The 18,272-nt window shown below is 51.5% G+C and carries 18 protein-coding genes and 1 pseudogene; 4 read left to right on the top strand and 15 right to left on the bottom strand.

Annotation, left to right across the window (positions count from 1 at the left end):
* Positions 1 to 13 precede the first annotated feature (13 nt).
* Together WC5_RS18405 and WC5_RS18400 are read right to left on the bottom strand one after the other, a co-directional pair.
* Positions 14 to 772, bottom strand: a complete 759-nt coding sequence (locus WC5_RS18405; protein WP_000339545.1) for a nucleoside/nucleotide kinase family protein — start codon at positions 770 to 772, stop codon at positions 14 to 16.
* Between the two features lie 30 nt (positions 773 to 802).
* On the bottom strand, positions 803 to 1,516 hold the full coding sequence (locus WC5_RS18400; protein WP_001076283.1) for a dTMP kinase: 714 nt from the start codon (positions 1,514 to 1,516) through the stop codon (positions 803 to 805).
* 173 nt (positions 1,517 to 1,689) lie between these two features.
* Here WC5_RS18400 and WC5_RS18395 point away from each other — a divergent pair, with 173 nt between their 5' ends.
* Entirely contained in the window at positions 1,690 to 2,382 is a 693-nt protein-coding gene (locus WC5_RS18395; protein WP_001190756.1) for a dTMP kinase, read from the top strand.
* A gap of 48 nt (positions 2,383 to 2,430) precedes the next feature.
* On the opposite strand, the gene pitB is transcribed toward WC5_RS18395, so the two are convergent.
* Both pitB and gss read right to left on the bottom strand, forming a co-directional pair.
* On the bottom strand, positions 2,431 to 3,930 hold the full coding sequence (gene pitB / locus WC5_RS18390; protein WP_024192181.1) for an inorganic phosphate transporter PitB: 1,500 nt from the start codon (positions 3,928 to 3,930) through the stop codon (positions 2,431 to 2,433).
* Positions 3,931 to 4,221: 291 nt separating this feature from the next.
* On the bottom strand, positions 4,222 to 6,081 hold the full coding sequence (gss, locus tag WC5_RS18385) for a bifunctional glutathionylspermidine amidase/synthase (protein WP_010348713.1): 1,860 nt from the start codon (positions 6,079 to 6,081) through the stop codon (positions 4,222 to 4,224).
* A 204-nt stretch (positions 6,082 to 6,285) separates the two neighbouring features.
* On the opposite strand from gss, the pseudogene yghU reads away from it, so the two are divergent.
* Positions 6,286 to 7,151, top strand: a pseudogene (gene yghU, locus WC5_RS0121835) (glutathione-dependent disulfide-bond oxidoreductase).
* A 132-nt stretch (positions 7,152 to 7,283) separates the two neighbouring features.
* Here yghU and hybG read toward each other — a convergent pair.
* The 10 genes from hybG to yghX all read right to left on the bottom strand — a co-directional run bounded on the left by hybG (position 7,284) and on the right by yghX (position 15,433).
* Positions 7,284 to 7,532: a hydrogenase maturation factor HybG gene (hybG, locus tag WC5_RS18380; protein ID WP_000334896.1), complete on the bottom strand. Its 249-nt coding sequence runs from the start codon at positions 7,530 to 7,532 to the stop codon at positions 7,284 to 7,286.
* Between the two features lie 132 nt (positions 7,533 to 7,664).
* Positions 7,665 to 8,006: a hydrogenase maturation nickel metallochaperone HypA gene (hypA, locus tag WC5_RS18375; protein WP_000544956.1), complete on the bottom strand. Its 342-nt coding sequence runs from the start codon at positions 8,004 to 8,006 to the stop codon at positions 7,665 to 7,667.
* A complete protein-coding gene (gene hybE, locus WC5_RS18370; RefSeq protein WP_000134014.1) occupies positions 7,999 to 8,487 on the bottom strand; it encodes a hydrogenase-2 assembly chaperone in 489 nt (162 codons plus the stop codon). The genes hypA and hybE overlap by 8 nt, the downstream gene beginning before the upstream one ends.
* Positions 8,480 to 8,974 carry a HyaD/HybD family hydrogenase maturation endopeptidase gene (locus WC5_RS18365; protein WP_001221935.1) on the bottom strand — a complete coding sequence of 165 codons (495 nt, stop codon included), beginning with the start codon at positions 8,972 to 8,974 and terminating at the stop codon, positions 8,480 to 8,482. The genes hybE and WC5_RS18365 overlap by 8 nt, the downstream gene beginning before the upstream one ends.
* The gene (gene hybC / locus WC5_RS18360; RefSeq protein ID WP_000083058.1) at positions 8,974 to 10,677 is read right to left on the bottom strand and encodes a hydrogenase 2 large subunit; all 1,704 of its coding nucleotides are present in this window, start codon (positions 10,675 to 10,677) and stop codon (positions 8,974 to 8,976) included. Before hybC ends, WC5_RS18365 begins: the two co-directional genes overlap by 1 nt.
* Positions 10,674 to 11,852: a Ni/Fe-hydrogenase cytochrome b subunit gene (hybB, locus tag WC5_RS18355; RefSeq protein WP_000017695.1), complete on the bottom strand. Its 1,179-nt coding sequence runs from the start codon at positions 11,850 to 11,852 to the stop codon at positions 10,674 to 10,676. Before hybB ends, hybC begins: the two co-directional genes overlap by 4 nt.
* Positions 11,842 to 12,828 (bottom strand): hydrogenase 2 operon protein HybA, encoded by a 987-nt coding sequence (gene hybA, locus WC5_RS18350; RefSeq protein ID WP_001081874.1) that lies wholly within the window; start codon positions 12,826 to 12,828, stop codon positions 11,842 to 11,844. The genes hybB and hybA overlap by 11 nt, the downstream gene beginning before the upstream one ends.
* A 2-nt stretch (positions 12,829 to 12,830) precedes the next feature.
* Positions 12,831 to 13,949 (bottom strand): hydrogenase 2 small subunit, encoded by a 1,119-nt coding sequence (gene hybO / locus WC5_RS18345; RefSeq protein ID WP_000145412.1) that lies wholly within the window; start codon positions 13,947 to 13,949, stop codon positions 12,831 to 12,833.
* A gap of 188 nt (positions 13,950 to 14,137) precedes the next feature.
* A complete protein-coding gene (gene yghW / locus WC5_RS18340; protein ID WP_001059132.1) occupies positions 14,138 to 14,425 on the bottom strand; it encodes a DUF2623 family protein YghW in 288 nt (95 codons plus the stop codon).
* Positions 14,426 to 14,545: 120 nt separating this feature from the next.
* Entirely contained in the window at positions 14,546 to 15,433 is an 888-nt protein-coding gene (yghX, locus tag WC5_RS18335; protein ID WP_010348720.1) for a YghX family hydrolase, read from the bottom strand.
* A 156-nt stretch (positions 15,434 to 15,589) separates the two neighbouring features.
* On the opposite strand from yghX, the gene gpr reads away from it, so the two are divergent.
* Complete coding sequence (gene gpr / locus WC5_RS18330) at positions 15,590 to 16,630, top strand: L-glyceraldehyde 3-phosphate reductase (RefSeq protein WP_000262159.1); 1,041 nt, start codon at positions 15,590 to 15,592, stop codon at positions 16,628 to 16,630.
* Positions 16,631 to 16,669: 39 nt separating this feature from the next.
* Here gpr and WC5_RS18325 read toward each other — a convergent pair whose 3' ends face one another.
* Positions 16,670 to 17,164 carry a TIGR00645 family protein gene (locus tag WC5_RS18325; RefSeq protein ID WP_000439331.1) on the bottom strand — a complete coding sequence of 165 codons (495 nt, stop codon included), beginning with the start codon at positions 17,162 to 17,164 and terminating at the stop codon, positions 16,670 to 16,672.
* A gap of 190 nt (positions 17,165 to 17,354) precedes the next feature.
* Between WC5_RS18325 and yghA the strand changes: the two genes are divergently transcribed.
* On the top strand, positions 17,355 to 18,239 hold the full coding sequence (yghA, locus tag WC5_RS18320) for an NADP(+)-dependent aldehyde reductase (RefSeq protein WP_000018750.1): 885 nt from the start codon (positions 17,355 to 17,357) through the stop codon (positions 18,237 to 18,239).
* Positions 18,240 to 18,272 lie beyond the last annotated feature (33 nt).

Here is an 18,272-nt window from a genome sequence, read left to right on the forward strand (position 1 = left end):
TAGCCCGCCAGCCTCAAGTTAAACTTCGGCGGTCAGAAACGATGGCAACCAGAGACACAGCTTTCTGCGCCTGTTCCAGCACGTCGTGGTAGGGCGCTCTGGAATCAATCTCAAGAATTTTTGTGCCGTTATAGCCAATCTTCGACATAACGCCGATTTTGTCCTGCAACTCGGCATAGTCGTGATCTGGCTTGCGGGAGATGGCGGTATCAATATCAATGCCCAGACGAATAATTAATTCAGGACGATATTGCGCCATTTGTTGATATAAGCGCCGCTCGCGCTGTGCCAGAAACATGTTGATTTTGCCGCTGGCGCGTTCGACGCCAATCCCCGGTCCGTCATAATAAAAACCGGAAATTTCCGCCTGCGGGAAGCGATCGCTAACCACCAGAACACCACTTTTCGCCAGTCGCTGAACCTTGCGCAGATTAGCCATTCTTCGCAGAGAAAAGCAGTACATAATCACCGCCGCCCATAGCGCCGGAGATTTAGTTTTCATACTTTGAGTTTTCGAGGATTTGGCCGCCAGACGCCGTTCCAGCCAGACGCCAACGAGCGGCAAGCGTTTAATTTTGTCGCCGTCTTCGCCGGATAGCAGCCCCAGATAACGACGCTCAGTTTGCCAGTGTTGTTGCAGCGATTTAACCAAATCGGTGGTCAGCGTGGATTTACCGGTGCCATCGCACCCGACCACCGCAATCAGCCCTGGAATGTAGTTGGGTTGCGACGCGGTTGTACTGTTAACAGTTTGCGTTTGTAGTGCATCCATTCGTAAATCATCCCCTATCCATTTTGGTGATCAGGAAAGTGCGGCGTGAATCGCGCGTAATGAGGCTTGCAGGATTTCATCAGCAGGTTGTCGCCCGTCCAGTTCCAGTATCTTTGCGCTATTGAACGTCAGTTGTGGCGTAACGGCGATTTTTTCCTGTAACGCCGCCAGTTGATGATCGGGCTTGCGGGAAAATGCCGTCTGTTCATCAATAGCAAGACGAATCAATAACACAGGCAAATAAGATGCCATCCACTGGTACAGTTTCAGCTCGCGTTGCCTTAACATTTTTATCCAGCCGTTACCGCCAGTAGTTTTTGCCAGTTGCGGGCCATCAAAGCGAAAACCAGGCACTTCGACCTGTGGGTAACGGTCGGTAATCAACAGATAGCCTTGCTGGCTTTTACGCAACATTTTGCGAAACTTGTACGCCCGCCAGCAGGAAAGCAAATAAATAACCAGCGCGGTAATATTGCCGGGCGGCGTTGACGGCTTTTCATGCACATGTGCCGCTTTCCCCCGCAGATAACGCCCAAAAGGCGCGCCAATTACTGGAAGATGTGATATCCATTCGCCAATTCTCCCGGAAGATTGCCCGAGATAAATGTGTTCTGTTGGCATTTTTGTTGCCAGTTCATTTACCAGACTTGCTGTGAGAGTCGATTTACCTGAACCATCACAACCCACAATGGCAATAACACGCACTGGCGTGGAATTAATTATTGACATATTACGTTGATTCACGAAAAACCCGGCAGCAAATAATGTATTGAATATTACGTGGTCGGTGCTCAGAATATCCGTTCAACCTAATTGTGACAATGGTTAATTGTGACATTGACCTGAATTACACTTTCATAAAAACATATTAATTAAATAAATATTTTGGACAGGTATTTAAATTTAAGGATATATTCATGCAGTCAATAACTCCTCCATTAATTGCTGTCATTGGTAGCGATGGTTCAGGCAAGTCAACGGTGTGTGAACATCTCATTAACGTTGTTGGAAAATATGGTGCCGCCGAAAGAGTTCATTTAGGAAAGCAGGCAGGAAATGTCGGACGTGCGGTGACAAAATTACCGTTGATGGGAAAATCCCTGCATAAAACCATTGAAAAAAATGAAGTGAAAACGGCAAAAAAATTGCCTGGCCCGGTTCCGGCGCTGGTAATTACAGCGTTTGTCGCCCGTCGCTTACTGCGCTTTCGTCATATGCTTGCCTGTCGTCATCGCGGGTTAATTGTTCTAACCGACCGTTATCCTCAGGACCAAATTCCTGGCGCTTACGATGGTACGGTGTTCCCACCTAACGTTGAAGGTGGTCGTTTTGTCTCATGGCTGGCAAGCCAGGAACGTAAAGCGTTTCACTGGATGGCGAGCCATAAGCCTGATCTGGTCATCAAACTCAATGTTGACCTTGAAGTTGCCTGCGCGCGTAAACCCGACCATAAACGGGAATCGCTGGCGAGGAAGATTGCCATAACGCCACAGTTAACCTTTGGTGGTGCACAACTGGTTGATATCGACGCCAATCAGCCACTGGAAAAGGTGCTGGTTGATGCAGAAAAAGCGATTACGGATTTTATGACGGCGCGTGGTTATCACTAGTCAAAAATGGAAATGCCCGATCGCCAGGACCGGGCATTTTCAGGAAGGTTAAATCAACTGCAATGCTATCCAGTACAGACTACCAGACAGAAAAATCGCCGCCGGTAAGGTAAACACCCACGCCATCAGGATGCTGGTTACCGTTTTACGCTGTAAGCCTCCACCATCCACGACCATCGTCCCTGCCACCGCAGAAGAGAGTACGTGTGTTGTGGAAACTGGCATACCGATGTAGCTGGCAAGGCCGATAGATACCGCCGCCGTCATTTGCGCCGCCATCCCTTGCGCATACGTCATGCCACGCTTACCAATCTTCTCACCGATGGTCATCGCTACACGACGCCAGCCAATCATGGTGCCGATACCGAGCGCCAGCGCCACTGCCATAATGATCCACACCGGAGCGTATTCAATGGTGTTTAACATATCGCTACGCAGTTTTTTCAGCAGGTTCTGGTCTTCTTTACTGACGTCTGGCAGTTTCGCCAGCTTCGCGGAGGTATCAGAAATGCACAGCATAATGCGGCGCAGCTGGCTGCGCTGACTCACGCTTAACGACTCGTAGCTTTCCATATTGCCTGGCAGCATCGTTTTAACGCGCGCAATCGCATCAAAGGTATTTGCCGGATGACAGTGAAACTCCGTTACTTGTGTGCCATCCGTCGGAGTCGCAGGCAGCGGGGGTTCCATCGTAATCAATTTCTGCGGCAATTCAGGATGCTGTTGCAGATAGTGTTCAAAGTTAGTCACGGCATCGCGGGTACGGGTAATTTCATAGCCGGACGCGTTCATATTGACGACAAACCCGGCGGGCGCAATTCCCACCAGCACCAGCATCACAAGACCGATCCCTTTTTGTCCATCGTTCGCACCATGCGAAAACGCCACGCCCGCAGCGGAAACAATCAGTGCAATACGCGTCCAGAATGGCGGCTTACGTTTGCCTTTTTTCTTTTTGCGATCTTCAGGAATGCGGTGAATACGGTCACGCTTTTTCGTCCCGCTCCAGAAGCGACGCAGCAGGAAAATCAGTCCTCCCGCAATCACCAGCCCCACAATTGGGGAGACAATCAGTGAGGAGAAAATCTTGGTCACTTCACGCAGATTTAACGCGTCCATCACCGATGAGCCGGTTAACATCGCATTAGTTAAACCGATGCCGATAATCGCACCAATCAAAGTATGTGAACTGGAGGCCGGTAAACCAAAAAACCACGTTCCCAGGTTCCAGATAATCGCCGCCAGCAGCATGGAAAAGACCATCGCCAGACCCTGGGTTGACCCCATATTCAGCAGCAAATCGGTTGGCAACATATGGACGATGGCATAAGCGACGCTAAGTCCGCCAAGCAATACGCCAAAAAAGTTAAAAAACGCCGCCATTACCACAGCAAGTTGTGGTTGCATGGCGCGGGTATAAATAACGGTTGCCACCGCATTTGCCGTGTCATGAAAACCATTGATTGCTTCGTAGAACAACACAAATGCCAGAGCAAGTAATAACAAAAGCCCCGTATATATATCAAGGCCAACAAATAAATTTAGTATATATTAGATTACGCCATTTTGAATTTACGAACGGAGGCATTATCAGTGACTTTCGCGGCGCGGGCAAAGTGAAATATCATTTTTTAACGATAAAAAGAGTGTTATTTCTTGTGTATCAGACAATAAGCATTAATTCAAAATTATCAGGAATAATTAACACACAGGCATTTTGCCAGTTTATATATTCACAAATGAAATGAGCAAATAATAAAATATATGAATATTAAATACTTTGATTAATCCCCGTACTGATTACTCTTTATAATCAGTACGGGGTTGCTACTACATGTATTACTCTTTCACCACAATTAACGGTTCAATATCACTCTCTTTTTTGATGACCAGTGATTCATCGCCGCGCAAGCAAGTCCCGCCATAGTTGCCACCAACGGTGAAGGTACATACCTGGATGTATTTACCGTCCACTTTCGGCAAGCACCACAACTGTTGATAGATGTTTTTCTGCTCGGCAAATTTACCGCTGGTCTGATCCAGCACCTCTTCATGATGGCTGACCAGGTCGATATTGCTGCCACAGCGACCGGCAATCGGCTTCACGGCATAACCGGTTTTCACCAGTTCATCATTAACAGTGAAATCAGTATCCAGCAGATAGCGATGGTGCGGGAACAGCGACCAGAGGATCGGCAGAATCGCTTTGTTACCGGGGATCACCGTCCACAGCGGCTCAAAGACCAGTACTTCCGGGCGCAGCAGAACGTCGATCAGACGTACTTCATTTTGCGGATGGCCGGTACGAATCGGCACTGCGGCAAACTCACGGTCACTGACTTCACGAATCTGATCAAACGCGGTTTCCCACGCCCAGGTTTTCCATACGCAGTTAACCAGTCGCCCTTCCCCATCAATCAGTTGCCCGGCAGCATCCCAGCCCAGTTCATCCAGCCCGCGCAAGATACGCGTTTCAAAGCCAGCCTGTTGCAGCGCCTGCTCCATAAACTGGGCGTGATAATTCTCCTCAATATCTTTGTCCTGCATGATATGGACAAATGGACGTGCACGACTGTGTTTCCATGCGCCTGCTAGTTCGTTAATCAGCCCTTCTGCCGGATTGAAGCCGTTGCCTTTATAGCCTTGCTCCGTCCAACGTTCGAGGATTAAGCCCGCTTCAGTATGGCAGGAGGCGGAATCGGCGTTGTATTCGTAGACCTTCAGGCCACGCTCATCCATACAGAAATCCATACGACCGGTGATCATATGGTGACGGCGACGCTGCCAGGAGAGACGCAAACGCGGCCAGAGGATTTTTGGAATGTCGAACAATGCCAGCAGGTTGTCATCTTTCAGCACCTTGTCGGTAGCGTGAAGATACATCAGGTGCAACTCGTTGGTGGCTTTAATCAGCTCCTGCTCGGCACTCTCGGTGATGGTGTAATAATGATACGGGTCCTGATTAATCACCTGACCGTTGGCCTGCACGTAGGCATTTTGCAGCGGGTCTTTTTCATCCAGCCATTTACCGTCAAACTGGCCTTTGTTTTCCAGTCGCGCTCCGCTGATTTTCAACAAATCGCCTTCAATTTGCGGCTGTGGCAAGCTGTATTCGGTATCTTCCGTCTGAATCATCCAGCCCAGAATGGTGGTGTCATCAAACGTGTCTTTGAGGGTATAGCAGCCGTTTTCTACCACCATCTCCAACTCGCGCGTCCACTGCTGCCCTTGCGGTAACGGGGAATGAATCACGTTCTGTTCCGCAATACGGACTTTGTTGCCGTGCAATTGGGTAATGATGGCGACATGGCCGGTATCTTTAAATTCTCCGCCTTTATCCCAGATAAGCAGCGCACCCGCGACTGGCGCACGCGGCGAGCCGTTAGGAAATGCCTGCAATGGCAGGATGTTGTCATTAACCACTTCACGCAGGAAGCGCAGCGAGAAAATCTCCCACGCCATACCCACGTCAGTGAAGACCACACCGTAGTTCAGAAAGAGAAAACGGCGAGCAAATTCAACGCATTGCCATTTGTGGCCCATATATTCGTCGTCGATATAGCTACGAAATACGGCGTCATCTTCGTATTCCTGCGGATCGAGAGAACTGTAATCTGAAGAGTAGATTGCTACACCACCGGGGGCGTAGCCCAATAATGTCCCGAACGGGGCATCCTGGCTGGTCGTTCCTTTGCTCATCACTTTACCTTTAACAATACAACCTAAGCAGTTGGCGTAATTGTTGTGCTCTGATTACCTGCTCAGCGACATTAACCGGACAGAGGTCAGACTAATCATACACCTCATCGCAGCGGCTGGCGCAAAGGGTTAAAAAATTCACATTCTGTACAGCAAGTGACCTGCTACACTGCTTCAACACTACCACTCAGAAGGCAACTCAGTATGACAGACAATACTTATCAGCCCGCGAAAGTCTGGACGTGGGATAAATCCGCTGGCGGCGCGTTCGCCAATATTAATCGCCCGGTTTCTGGTTCGACGCATGAAAAAACGTTGCCGGTTGGCAAGCACCCGTTACAGCTCTATTCGCTGGGCACGCCAAACGGTCAGAAAGTGACAATTATGCTCGAAGAACTACTCGCGCTGGGCGTCACCGGCGCAGAGTACGACGCGTGGCTGATTCGCATTGGCGATGGCGATCAATTCTCCAGCGGCTTTGTGGAAGTGAACCCGAACTCAAAGATCCCGGCATTGCGCGATCATACGCATAATCCGCCGATCCGCGTGTTTGAGTCAGGATCGATTCTGCTTTATCTGGCAGAGAAATTTGGCTACTTCTTGCCGCAGGATCTGACAAAACGGACTGAAACGCTGAACTGGTTGTTCTGGTTACAGGGCGCTGCGCCGTTCCTCGGCGGTGGTTTTGGTCACTTTTACCATTACGCGCCAGTGAAAATTGAGTACGCCATCAACCGTTTTACCATGGAAGCCAAACGCCTGCTCGACGTACTGGATAAACAACTGGCGCAGCATAAGTTTGTTGCGGGCGATGAGTACACCATTGCTGATATGGCAATCTGGCCGTGGTTTGGCAACGGGTATTAGGCGGCGTGTATGATGCCGCAGAGTTTCTTGATGCGGGCAGTTATAAGCACGTGCAACGCTGGGCGAAAGAAGTGGGTGAACGTCCGGCTGTGAAGCGTGGACGAATTGTTAACCGCACCAACGGGTCGCTGAACGAGCAGTTGCATGAGCGCCATGATGCCAGTGATTTCGAGACCAATACGGAAGATAAGCGTCAGGGGTAAGGGTTGGTGTTCGTCACAGCAAGCCATCCAGGGCGATGTAGGCCGAATAAGGCGTTCACGCCGCATCCGGCAATCGAGCACAATGCCTGATGCGACGCTCGCGCGTCTTATCAGGCCTACGAAAGCTAATCATCACGCGCTGGTAATGTCGTAATCCATTTGGCGCAGCGCGTCTAATGTGGCTTTGGCTTCATCTTCGTCGATGATGCTCATGGCAAATCCGACGTGCACCAGCACCCACTGGCCCAGCAGATCGGCAGGGTTACCTTCACAAATCAGGGCGATATTCACGTCGCGCTTGATACCACATACTTCAACCTGCGCAAGCTGGTGAATATCTTCACCGACAGCCAGCACCTGGCCTGGAACGCCAATACACATTGTTAACTCCGGTTATTTCGATTGCGGACAAACGCGAAAAAGAACCTTTAGCGGGTGTTTCCCCTCACCCTAACCCTCTCCCCGGAGGGGCGAGGGGACCGTCCGTGCGCTTTTCAGGCATTGTCCTCAGTCTTATTCAACTTCAATACTTTTGACGATCAGCGAATCGCCGGTATCGACACGCAACCGCTCGCCATGACAGATCGGACATTGCGCATCGTGCTGATGAATCTCCACCACCTGGCTGCAATCCCAACACCAGGCCTGGGCAGGTTTATAGACGATATGTAAATCGCACCCTTGCGCCACCGTTCCCTGGCAGACAATTTCAAAACTAAAACGGACGGCGCTCTCCTCAACGCAGGAGAGCGCGCCAATTTCCAGCCACACGGCGGTGACGCGCTTAACATCGTGCTGCTCCGCCTGCCGTTGGATAATTTCAACGGCGCTCTGGCAAAGCGACAACTCATGCATTTTCACCACTCCTGCGACCAAACAGCAGGGCGCGACGCCCTGCGTGTGGTACATCCGGATTGGTGACCGGCAGTGAAAGGATCATTCGCGCGCAGTCATCCGTCAGCCGTTGCCCCTCTTCAATCGACATGCTGTGCGAAAGCGGTGACATCAGCGAGCAGGAGAGGTATTGCGAAACACCGTCCAGTTCGCCAACGGTAAAGGTCATGGTGCCATACGGCAGTTGCAGACCGATTTTTTCACTCACTTTGCGCAGCGGCCAGAGTTGATCCGGGCCGGGGAAGATAACTGCACTCAGCATCCACGGGGTGATCACACACCCCGTCCACTGACCTTCGAACAGCGTAAAGTCGGAAACATACACCGGCATTGAAGGGTGCAGAAAAGAGAGATCGTGCATCGAACGCCGGGCAATTTCTTCAAACGCTGCCTGTACTTGCGCCTTCGGGGAGGTCTGGAAACCTGCTATCTCTTCAGTCATGAGTCGCCTCCCGTGGGATGGCTTCCACGCCTGATTCACGCAGCGCAGCCAGAACCTGCTCAAGCGCAGGTTCAATCATCGCTTCGACCGTCGGCGTCAAGCCGATGTGCGGCTCCAGTGATTCCGGGATCACGCCGACCAGGGTCAGCTTTTTCGGAAACTCGCCAGTGAAGCGCAGGGCCGACAATACGTCGGCCAGGCCAAGCTGATGCGGAGAAATTTTATTGGTAAACAACGCCGGAACTTCTTCATCCCGCAGGATCATCATCGTTCCCGGCGCGTTCTTTTTCGACACAATGGCATCCGCAATGATCAGATGATCGCGATTTGCCATGTCGCCAAGCAGCTCCATTCCTGCCGTGCCGCCATCGAGGATTTCAACATAATCCGGCAGAATGTATCGTTGCTCTAACGCTTCGATAATCCGCACACCGATGGCTTCATCGGTCAGCAAAATATTGCCGACCCCTAAGACTAAAATACGCATTACAGAACCTTCACTGAAACCACTTCGTTGCCGTCGGCATCCACTACGTGTACCGCGCAGGCCATGCACGGGTCGAAGGAGTGAATGGTGCGCACCACTTCCAGCGGTTTATTCGGATCGGCAACCGGTGTCCCCACCAGTGACTGCTCGTAAGGACCGACGTCATTATTAAAGTTACGCGGGCCGGAGTTCCAGGTTGATGGGACGACCGCCTGGTAGTTACTGATGATACCGTCTTTAATAACCATCCAGTGAGAGAGCATACCGCGCGGTGCTTCAAGGAAGCCAACGCCTTTGAACTCACCTGTAGCCGGAATGTTCGGCTTCACAAAGGTGGTGTGGTCGCCTTTGCCGATATTGGTGATCAGTGCACTGTATTGATTTTGCAGGATATCCTGCAATTCGCAGCAGTGAACGGTACGACCAATAATACGCCCCAGCGTGGAGTGCAGTTGCGCCACTTCCAGCGTGTTGCCGGTCAGTTTCTGATAAATCGCAACGATTTCATTTAGTTTGTTCTGGGTAGACTCGCGTCCTGCGGCCAGTTTCACCAGCATGTTCGCCAGCGGCCCCACTTCTACCGTTTTGCCGTAGAAAGTCGGTGATTTCACCCAGGAATATTTACCGTCCTCAGACCAGCCGTCATAAGCCGGAATGGTCGTGCCTTCCCACGGTGCCTGCGGCGCTTCGTCTTTATACCAGGAGTGCTTCGCGCTTTCCTGAATCCCTTTGATCAGGTATTCATCGGAATGAGAAGTGATCGGACGATACGAGGACAGATCCGCATTCTCAATGTAGCCGCCCGGGAACAGGAAGCTGCCGTTTTTACTGTCGGTCGGGAATTCTGGCACGCTCAGGTAGTTCACCGCGCCTTTACCGCGTTCCAGCCATTCCGGATAGAACGCGGCAATAACTGCGGTATCAACCTTATAAACCTGCTCAACAAAGTCGCTCAGCTTGTCGATGAAGGACTTGATGTACATCAGGCGCTCAAGGTTCAGCACGCCCAGACCGTCGAGGTTGATCGGGTTCGCAACACCACCTACCGCCAGGTTCTGAATGTGCGGCGTTTTACCGCCAAGCAGCGCCACAACGCGGTTAGCGTCACGCTGGCACTCCAGCGCCTGTAAGTAGTGCGCTACCGCAATCAGGTTCACTTCCGGCGGCAGTTTCATCGCCGGATGTCCCCAGTAGCCGTTGGCGAAAATACCCAACTGACCGCTGGCAACCAGATCTTTGATCTTGTTCTGAACTTTAGTGAACTCTTCCGGGCTGTTCAGGTGCCAGGTCGAAACGCCTTTCAGCATTTCGGAGGCTTTGGTCGGATCGGCTTGCAGCGCAGAAGTGATGTCTACCCAGTCCAGCGCAGAGAGCTGATAGAAATGAACGATATGGTCATGCGTGGTGTGCGCAGCCAGAATGATGTTACGGATGTATTGCGCGTTAACCGGAACGTCGATATTCAGCGCACTCTCTGCCGCACGAACAGAAGAGAGCGCGTGAGTGGTGGTACATACGCCACAGATACGTTGCACAATCATCCATGCATCGCGCGGATCGCGGTTTTTCACGATCTCTTCCATGCCGCGCCACATGGTCCCGGAAGCCCATGCTTTCGAAACGACGCCATTTTCGATTTCGCAATCGATGCGTAAATGCCCTTCAATACGGGTTACCGGATCAATAGTAATTCTCTGGCTCATGCTTTGCTCGCCTCATGACGATTATGATCGTTTTGTTTTAAAGGAGGAAGTATCGGCAGTAGACGAATGAGTACGATATAAGCGCAAATCTCAATAGCCACAAAACCAATAGAAATCAACAGTTCTTCCCAGGTCGGGAAGTAGGCGTATCCGCCGCCTGGGTTGAATGCCACCAGCGAATAGGTCAGACGCCAGGTTGCACAACCTAACAGTGCGCTCAGTGCTGACAGGAACAGCATACGGGAATCATTGCGCAGCTTCGTCACACGCAGAACGACCAGCGGGAAAAGCATCAGCAGGACTTCAATCCAGAACATCACGGAGTAGAAGTCACCGGCAAACGCTAACGACAGCTTGTCGCGATAGATTAGCTCGCCAAAGCGCAGCACAATGAAAATCGCCAGCAGCACGCTGATGGTGTTGGTCAGCTTGACGAACAGGCTCTTCTCATCCGGGCCATTGCCGCGCAGACCCGCCTGCACCAGCGAACCTTCAAAGATGACAATCGAGAAGCCCATGATGAACGCCGTCAGCAGCGAGAACAGCGGCAACATTTCATAGCTCTGCCACAGCGGATGCACTTTATAACCCGCCGAGATCATCAGTGACCCCATGGAAGACTGGTGCATAGTCGGCAGCAGCGCGCCGAGCGCGATGATGAAGAACATCACCTTGTTCAGACGCTTGAGCGACACCTTCCAGCCCAGACGTTCAAACAGTGCCGGAGCAAACTCCAGAGCCATCACGCCGATGTAGATGGTCATACAGACCGCCGTCTCGAACAGTACCGAGTTCACGTTGAAGTGACCCGGAATGTAGAAGTACGGCAGGTTCCAGTAGCGACCCACGTCGATGGTGATCGACAAGCCACCCAGTGAGTAACCAAACAGACTCGCCAACAGCGCCGGACGCACCAGCGGATGGTATTGCCCACGGTTAAAGACGTATACCGCCCACGCCAGCGCCCAGCCGCCACAGGCAAAGCCGGTGCCGATCAGCAGGTCAAACGCGATCCACACGCCCCACGGGAAGCCGCCGTTCAGGTCGGAGACAGAACCCAGACCGAACACCAGACGTTTCACAATCAGGAGCATACAGATGACGATTAACGGTCCAAAAATCATGACCGGTTTACTGATGATTTTGCCGCCCAGCGGTTGTGGATCATGACTCATGATCGTCTCCTCCGTCGTGATGGTCGTTTTTGGTGTTGCGACGAACCAGCACGGTTAAGCCCGCCAGCACAGCCAGTGGTAGCATCATGCCTTTATACAGGGTGTGTTGAATATTTTCGGAACGCGCACCGGTAGAAAGATCGTCCAGTTTCGGCAGGTCGAGATTTTCATAAGGCACACCCGTCAGTACCAGAACCTGAGTACCGCCGCCCTCTTTCTCGCCGTACAGATGCGGATAATATTTCGGCACTGTGTGCAGGTAAGTGTTGCCAGATTTCAGCGTCTGACGCGGATAGTGGTATTCGCTGCCAGGCTTCAGCGCCAGGCGTTTTTTCGCCTCAGCCATCAGCTCTTCACGCGTACCAAAAATCACCGCGCCCGCCGGGCACACTTCTACGCAGCCAGGCAGACCGCCTTTATCGAGACGTTCCACGCCTTTCTGGTTACACAGCTCACACTTATGCAACGCACCAAACGGGTTGTTGTAGTCGTACTTCGGCACGTTGTACGGACAGGCGACCATGCAGTAACGGCAGCCGGTGCACACATCTTTGTCGTAATGGACAATGCCGGTTTTCGGATCTTTTTTCAGCGCAGAGACCGGGCATACAGAGACACAATTTGGATCGACGCAGTGCATACACTGTTTCTTAATGTACGCATAGCCGTTCTCTTCCTGGTCTTTGTTGACACCCGTGCCGCTGGTCCACACCTGAATGATGTTATTGGTGTATGGCGACAGTTTGTCGTTGTTCGACCAGGTCTGCTCCCCTTGTGGGTTACGTTCAGGGAAGTTGATATCCTGACACTTGGTGACGCAAGCCTGGCAGCCTACACACAAGGTCGAGTCATACAACATACCCAGCGATCCCGGAATTGGCGGGCGGTTTTCAGCAGCCGCATGGCTGACCGACGGCAACGCGCCCGTCAGCAATGCCCCGCAGGAGGCTGCTTTAATAAAATTACGTCTGTTCACGGTTATTCTCCCCGTGAGTCAGCGTTATCTTTCTTTTGCTGACGACCCAGTTCACGCACCGCCATCACGCTGACACCGGCAACCAGCCCAACCACGCCGCCGAGCAAACCGATAGCGCCCGCAGAGACGTTGCCGCCTTCTTTAGCATTCACGTCCGGTTTTTGTGAGCGTGGCGTCTGATTTTCGACGTTGGCAAGCTGATGGATGCCTTTATGGAAGCCGACACCTTCTTCGTTACAGCCATAGCACGGGTGACCAATCGCCACCGGCCACACGCCGCCAACGTCGCAGAATTGCAGCGTTGAGCAGTTGCCGTAAGTTTCTGGCCCTTTACAGCCGAGGTGGTACAGGCACCAGCCTTCGCGGTGGCCTTCATCACCGAACTCTTTGGCAAAACGACCAGCATCGAAGTGCGGGCGACGTTCGCAGTGTTCGTGAATCAGACGACCATAGGCGAAGGTCGGACGGTTTTTGTCATCCAGCTTCGGCGGTTTACCGTAAGTGATGATGTGCGCAACGGTCGCAAGGAAGTTGTGCGGGTTCGGCGGACAACCGGGAATGTTGATAACGGTTTTGCCCGGCAGAACTTCTTGCAGGCTAACCGCGCCGGTGGGGTTAACCCCAGCTGCTGCGACACCGCCCCACGCGGAGCAAGAACCGATAGCAATAATGGCTGCTGCGCCTTCCGCCGCTTTGCGGATGTGATCCACAATCGGCTCACCGGCAACCATGCAGTAAATACCGTTATCTTTTAATGGGATGGAACCATCCACAACCAACACATACTGCCCTTTATACTTCTCAAGCGCGTTATGTTTGTTCTCTTCAACCTGATGGCCGAATGCGGCGGAAAGGACTTCGTGATACTCCAGAGAGATGGTCTCCAGCACGAGGTTTTCTACCGTTGGATGCGTTGCACGAAGCAGAGATTCCGTACAACCGGTGCACTCCTGCGCGCCAATCCAGATAACCGGCGGGCGCTGCGGGTTAGTGACCGATTCGGCCATCTCTGCGGCGGCTTTGCTACTCAGCCCCATAGTGGCGGCTAATGCTGCACAAAGCTTCATGAAATCACGACGATTAATGCCGTGAGAATGGATGAGGGTGTTATCTCCAGTCATTTATAGTTATTCCGTTGCGAAGACCTGGCATATATTTTGCCTCAACCGCAAAATCAATAATGCGATCGATGCGCCATTTACCACACATTTATTATGGTTATCATTGTCATGATACTGCGGCGGGGCGCTAAAACGAAGGGAAGAAGCATTAGTGTAATTAATTAAAGCAAGATAATACGTATGTTTGATCAATTTTCGAGGCGATAACCAGCCATAAAAAATCGTAATGTAGAACAGGAATTATTCTCACGAAAGAAATCCATTACCATCTCTTTATCCAGTCCATAACGGCGCGTCAGAATACCTGCTTCCCAGGCGCTGAGCTGGCGGTCACCGGTCTTTTTATACATCCGATGCGAGTAGCCTAATACAAATCCGCGCTTATAATCGGCACAGAATTTAGTCACATTAGCCGCACTGTCGGCATGTGTTGCTTTTAATCCCGCCATTAAGCCTTTACCAAAATGGTTATTCATCGTTTTGCCCTCAAACGCTATATATTAACTTATATAGCGATATTTTAGGCAAAGAACGACTTTTACGCACGCTATTTTTTTCAGCATGTTAAGAATGTTATCCAGGAAGAGATAAACCCATCAGGAGAGATATTTGTCGAACCATTTCAGCGTCCTTTGCCAGGCAAGATCGGCAGCAGATTTGTCATAACGGGGCGTGGAATCATTATGGAATCCGTGATTAACCCCCGGATAAATATACGCTTCATAAACCTTATTATTAGCTTTCAACGCTGCCTCATAAGCGGGCCAACCTTCGTTGATTCGCGTATCCAGTTCAGCGTAGTGAAGCAGTAAAGGCGCGTCGATTTTCGCCACATCGGCGGTGGGCGCCTGGCGGCCATAAAACGGCACCGCGCAGGCCAGTTCCGGGTATGCCACCGCTGCCGCGTTCGAGACACCACCGCCATAGCAAAATCCCGTAATACCCACTTTGCCCGTGGCTTGCGGATAGCGTTGCATAAACTCAATCGCGGCAAAGAAATCATTCATCAGTTTGGTTGGATCAACCTGCTGTTGCAGCTCACGACCTTTATCATCGTTCCCCGGATATCCGCCCACGGAGCTTAAGCCGTCTGGCGCCAGAGCGATGTACCCCGCCTTCGCCACTCGCCGCGCCACATCTTCGATATACGGATTCAGTCCACGATTCTCATGCACTACCACCACGGCTGGCGTTTTGCCGCTCATCTTCGCAGGCTTCACCAGATAACCCCGAACCTCGCCGTGACCATTTGGCGAAGGATACGTGATGTACTCAGCAACAATCTCCGGGTCGGTAAACTCTACCTGAGTCGCCAGCGCATAATTTGGCTTGAGCAAATCAAACAACGCTAATGCCGTCATCCCGCCCACCGTATACTTCGTCGCCAGGTTGAGGAACTCACGTTTCGAGATTTTCCCGTGAGCGTAATAGTCGTAGTAATCCAGTAACTCTTGCGGGAAATCTTTGGCTGTTAAACGCGACATCGTTTCATTCCTCAACTGTTGTTTTTTTAAGCAAAGCATAAGCACGTGTTTTTGCCCAGTTTTTCGTCACTCTGTGAACCAGACTACGGGAGACACGCTGGCAAATTGCTAAACTAGAAACATTGTTTCGAAACTGAACGGTGAAAAGGAGATGTCATGGTCTGGTTAGCGAATCCCGAACGTTACGGGCAGATGCAGTACCGCTATTGCGGAAAAAGCGGTTTACGTCTGCCCGCGTTATCGCTCGGTTTATGGCACAATTTCGGCCACGTTAACGCGCTGGAATCACAGCGTGCGATCCTGCGCAAAGCCTTTGATTTGGGCATTACGCACTTTGATTTAGCCAACAACTACGGGCCGCCTCCAGGAAGCGCAGAAGAGAACTTTGGTCGTCTGCTGCGGGAGGATTTTGCTGCTTATCGCGATGAACTGATTATCTCTACCAAAGCCGGATACGATATGTGGCCCGGCCCGTACGGCTCTGGCGGTTCACGTAAATACCTGCTCGCCAGCCTCGACCAAAGCCTGAAGCGTATGGGTCTGGAATATGTTGATATTTTTTACTCTCATCGCGTCGATGAAAATACGCCGATGGAAGAAACCGCCTCTGCGCTGGCTCATGCTGTGCAAAGCGGCAAGGCGCTGTATGTCGGGATCTCTTCATACTCGCCAGAGCGGACGCAAAAAATGGTCGAGTTGCTGCGCGAATGGAAAATTCCGCTGTTAATTCATCAACCTTCATACAATTTACTGAACCGCTGGGTGGATAAAAGCGGCCTGCTGGACACCCTGGAAAATAACGGCGTGGGCTGTATTGCCTTTACTCCACTGGCTCAGGGGTTGCTGACCGGAAAATATCTCAACGGTATTCCGGAGGATTCACGGATGCATCGCGAAGGTCATAAAGTTCGAGGTCTGACGCCGAAAATGCTCACCGAAGCCAACCTCAACAGCCTGCGGTTATTGAATAAAATGGCACAGCAGCGCGGTCAGTCGATGGCGCAAATGGCATTAAGCTGGTTGCTGAAAGATGATCGCGTGACATCGGTATTGATCGGTGCCAGCCGTGCGGAGCAACTGGAGGAGAACGTACAGGCGCTGAATAATCTGGCGTTTAGCACCGAGGAGTTAGCGCAGATTGACCAGCATATCGCCGATGGCGAGCTGAATCTGTGGCAAGCGTCATCCGATAAATAACGTGTTAATAACGGGCGCGAGAACCGCGCCCGAATCAGATCAGTGATTATGGCGAGTCAGTCGGTCAAGATAGCCCATCACAAACGCAGAGAGCACAAACGTCAGATGGATAATGACGTACCACATCAGTTTGTTATCAGGGACATTTTTCGCATCCATAAAGACGCGCAGTAAGTGAATGGAAGAGATCGCCACAATCGACGCTGCCACTTTGTTCTTTAGCGACGTTGCGTCCATTTTCCCCAGCCAGTTCAGCTTCTCTTTGTTCTCGGAGATATCGAGCTGCGAGACGAAATTCTCATAACCGGAAAACATCACCATCACCAGCAAACCGCCAACCAGCGTCATATCCACCAGCGACAGCAGAACGAGGATCAAATCAGATTCCGCCATCGAGAAGATATTCGGCAGTACGTGAATAATCTCCTGGAAGAACTTCAGCGCCAGGGCAACTAACGCCAGCGAAAGGCCAAAGTACACGGGGGCAAGCAGCCAGCGAGAAGCATACATTGCATTTTCAAGAAAACGTTCCATACATTCCTGTCGTGTAGTTAAAACGGGCAACAGTATATCGCAATTGAGTAAACAGCGCGCAACAGCAAATCAACATATACGTTAAACCGTTGTCGCATAAATCCGAGGTTTAGGGATCTTCCTGGTTCCCTGATTAACGCATTGAGAGCGTCTACCCTTATAGGACGTTGAACCTGAAGGGAGAAAAGCGATGTCTCATTTAAAAGACCCGACCACGCAGTATTACACTGGTGAATATCCCAAACAGAAACAACCGACGCCAGGCATCCAGGCGAAGATGACACCGGTACCTGATTGCGGCGAGAAAACCTATGTTGGTAGCGGTCGCCTGAAAGATCGTAAGGCACTGGTGACAGGGGGCGATTCTGGTATCGGTCGTGCTGCCGCCATCGCTTACGCGCGTGAAGGCGCTGACGTGGCGATCAGTTATCTTCCGGCGGAAGAAGAAGACGCCCAGGATGTGAAAAAGATTATTGAAGAATGCGGACGCAAAGTCGTTCTGCTGCCGGGCGATTTAAGCGATGAGAAATTTGCCCGTTCGCTAGTTCACGACGCGCATAAGGCGTTAGGCGGGCTGGATATTATGGCGCTGGTCGCCGGGAAACAGGTTGCCATTCCTGATATTGCAGACCTCACCAGCGAACAGTTTCAAGAGACCTTTGCCATTAACGTTTTCGCGCTGTTCTGGTTAACCCAGGAAGCGATTCCCCTGCTGCCGAAAGGCTCAAGTATCATCACCACTTCGTCAATCCAGGCGTACCAGCCGAGCCCGCACTTGTTGGATTACGCAGCAACGAAAGCGGCGATTCTTAACTACAGCCGTGGTCTGGCAAAACAGGTCGCGGAGAAAGGTATTCGGGTGAATATTGTCGCACCAGGCCCTATCTGGACGGCACTGCAAATTTCCGGCGGACAAACGCAGGATAAGATCCCACAGTTTGGTCAGAAAACACCGATGAAACGTGCGGGGCAGCCGGCAGAACTGGCGCCTGTTTATGTTTATCTGGCAAGTCAGGAGTCGAGCTACGTCACCGCAGAAGTGCACGGCGTGTGCGGCGGCGAACATCTAGGCTAAAAAATGCCCGGTTGTATGAAGCAACCGGGCATC

Source organism: Escherichia sp. KTE114 (assembly GCF_000407765.1).
In the GTDB taxonomy this organism is placed as follows: domain Bacteria; phylum Pseudomonadota; class Gammaproteobacteria; order Enterobacterales; family Enterobacteriaceae; genus Escherichia; species Escherichia ruysiae.

Excerpts from the sequence above, each read along its gene's own strand:
- WC5_RS18405 (WP_000339545.1), bottom strand. The coding sequence starts at position 772 with ATGGATGCACTACAAACGCAAACTGTTAACAGTACAACCGCGTCGCAA.
- WC5_RS18395 (WP_001190756.1), top strand. The coding sequence starts at position 1,690 with ATGCAGTCAATAACTCCTCCATTAATTGCTGTCATTGGTAGCGATGGT.
- gss (WP_010348713.1), bottom strand. The coding sequence starts at position 6,081 with ATGAGCAAAGGAACGACCAGCCAGGATGCCCCGTTCGGGACATTATTG.
- hybG (WP_000334896.1), bottom strand. The coding sequence starts at position 7,532 with ATGTGTATTGGCGTTCCAGGCCAGGTGCTGGCTGTCGGTGAAGATATT.
- hypA (WP_000544956.1), bottom strand. The coding sequence starts at position 8,006 with ATGCATGAGTTGTCGCTTTGCCAGAGCGCCGTTGAAATTATCCAACGG.
- hybE (WP_000134014.1), bottom strand. The coding sequence starts at position 8,487 with ATGACTGAAGAGATAGCAGGTTTCCAGACCTCCCCGAAGGCGCAAGTA.
- WC5_RS18365 (WP_001221935.1), bottom strand. The coding sequence starts at position 8,974 with ATGCGTATTTTAGTCTTAGGGGTCGGCAATATTTTGCTGACCGATGAA.
- hybC (WP_000083058.1), bottom strand. The coding sequence starts at position 10,677 with ATGAGCCAGAGAATTACTATTGATCCGGTAACCCGTATTGAAGGGCAT.
- hybB (WP_000017695.1), bottom strand. The coding sequence starts at position 11,852 with ATGAGTCATGATCCACAACCGCTGGGCGGCAAAATCATCAGTAAACCG.
- hybO (WP_000145412.1), bottom strand. The coding sequence starts at position 13,949 with ATGACTGGAGATAACACCCTCATCCATTCTCACGGCATTAATCGTCGT.
- yghW (WP_001059132.1), bottom strand. The coding sequence starts at position 14,425 with ATGAATAACCATTTTGGTAAAGGCTTAATGGCGGGATTAAAAGCAACA.
- yghX (WP_010348720.1), bottom strand. The coding sequence starts at position 15,433 with ATGTCGCGTTTAACAGCCAAAGATTTCCCGCAAGAGTTACTGGATTAC.
- gpr (WP_000262159.1), top strand. The coding sequence starts at position 15,590 with ATGGTCTGGTTAGCGAATCCCGAACGTTACGGGCAGATGCAGTACCGC.
- WC5_RS18325 (WP_000439331.1), bottom strand. The coding sequence starts at position 17,164 with ATGGAACGTTTTCTTGAAAATGCAATGTATGCTTCTCGCTGGCTGCTT.
- yghA (WP_000018750.1), top strand. The coding sequence starts at position 17,355 with ATGTCTCATTTAAAAGACCCGACCACGCAGTATTACACTGGTGAATAT.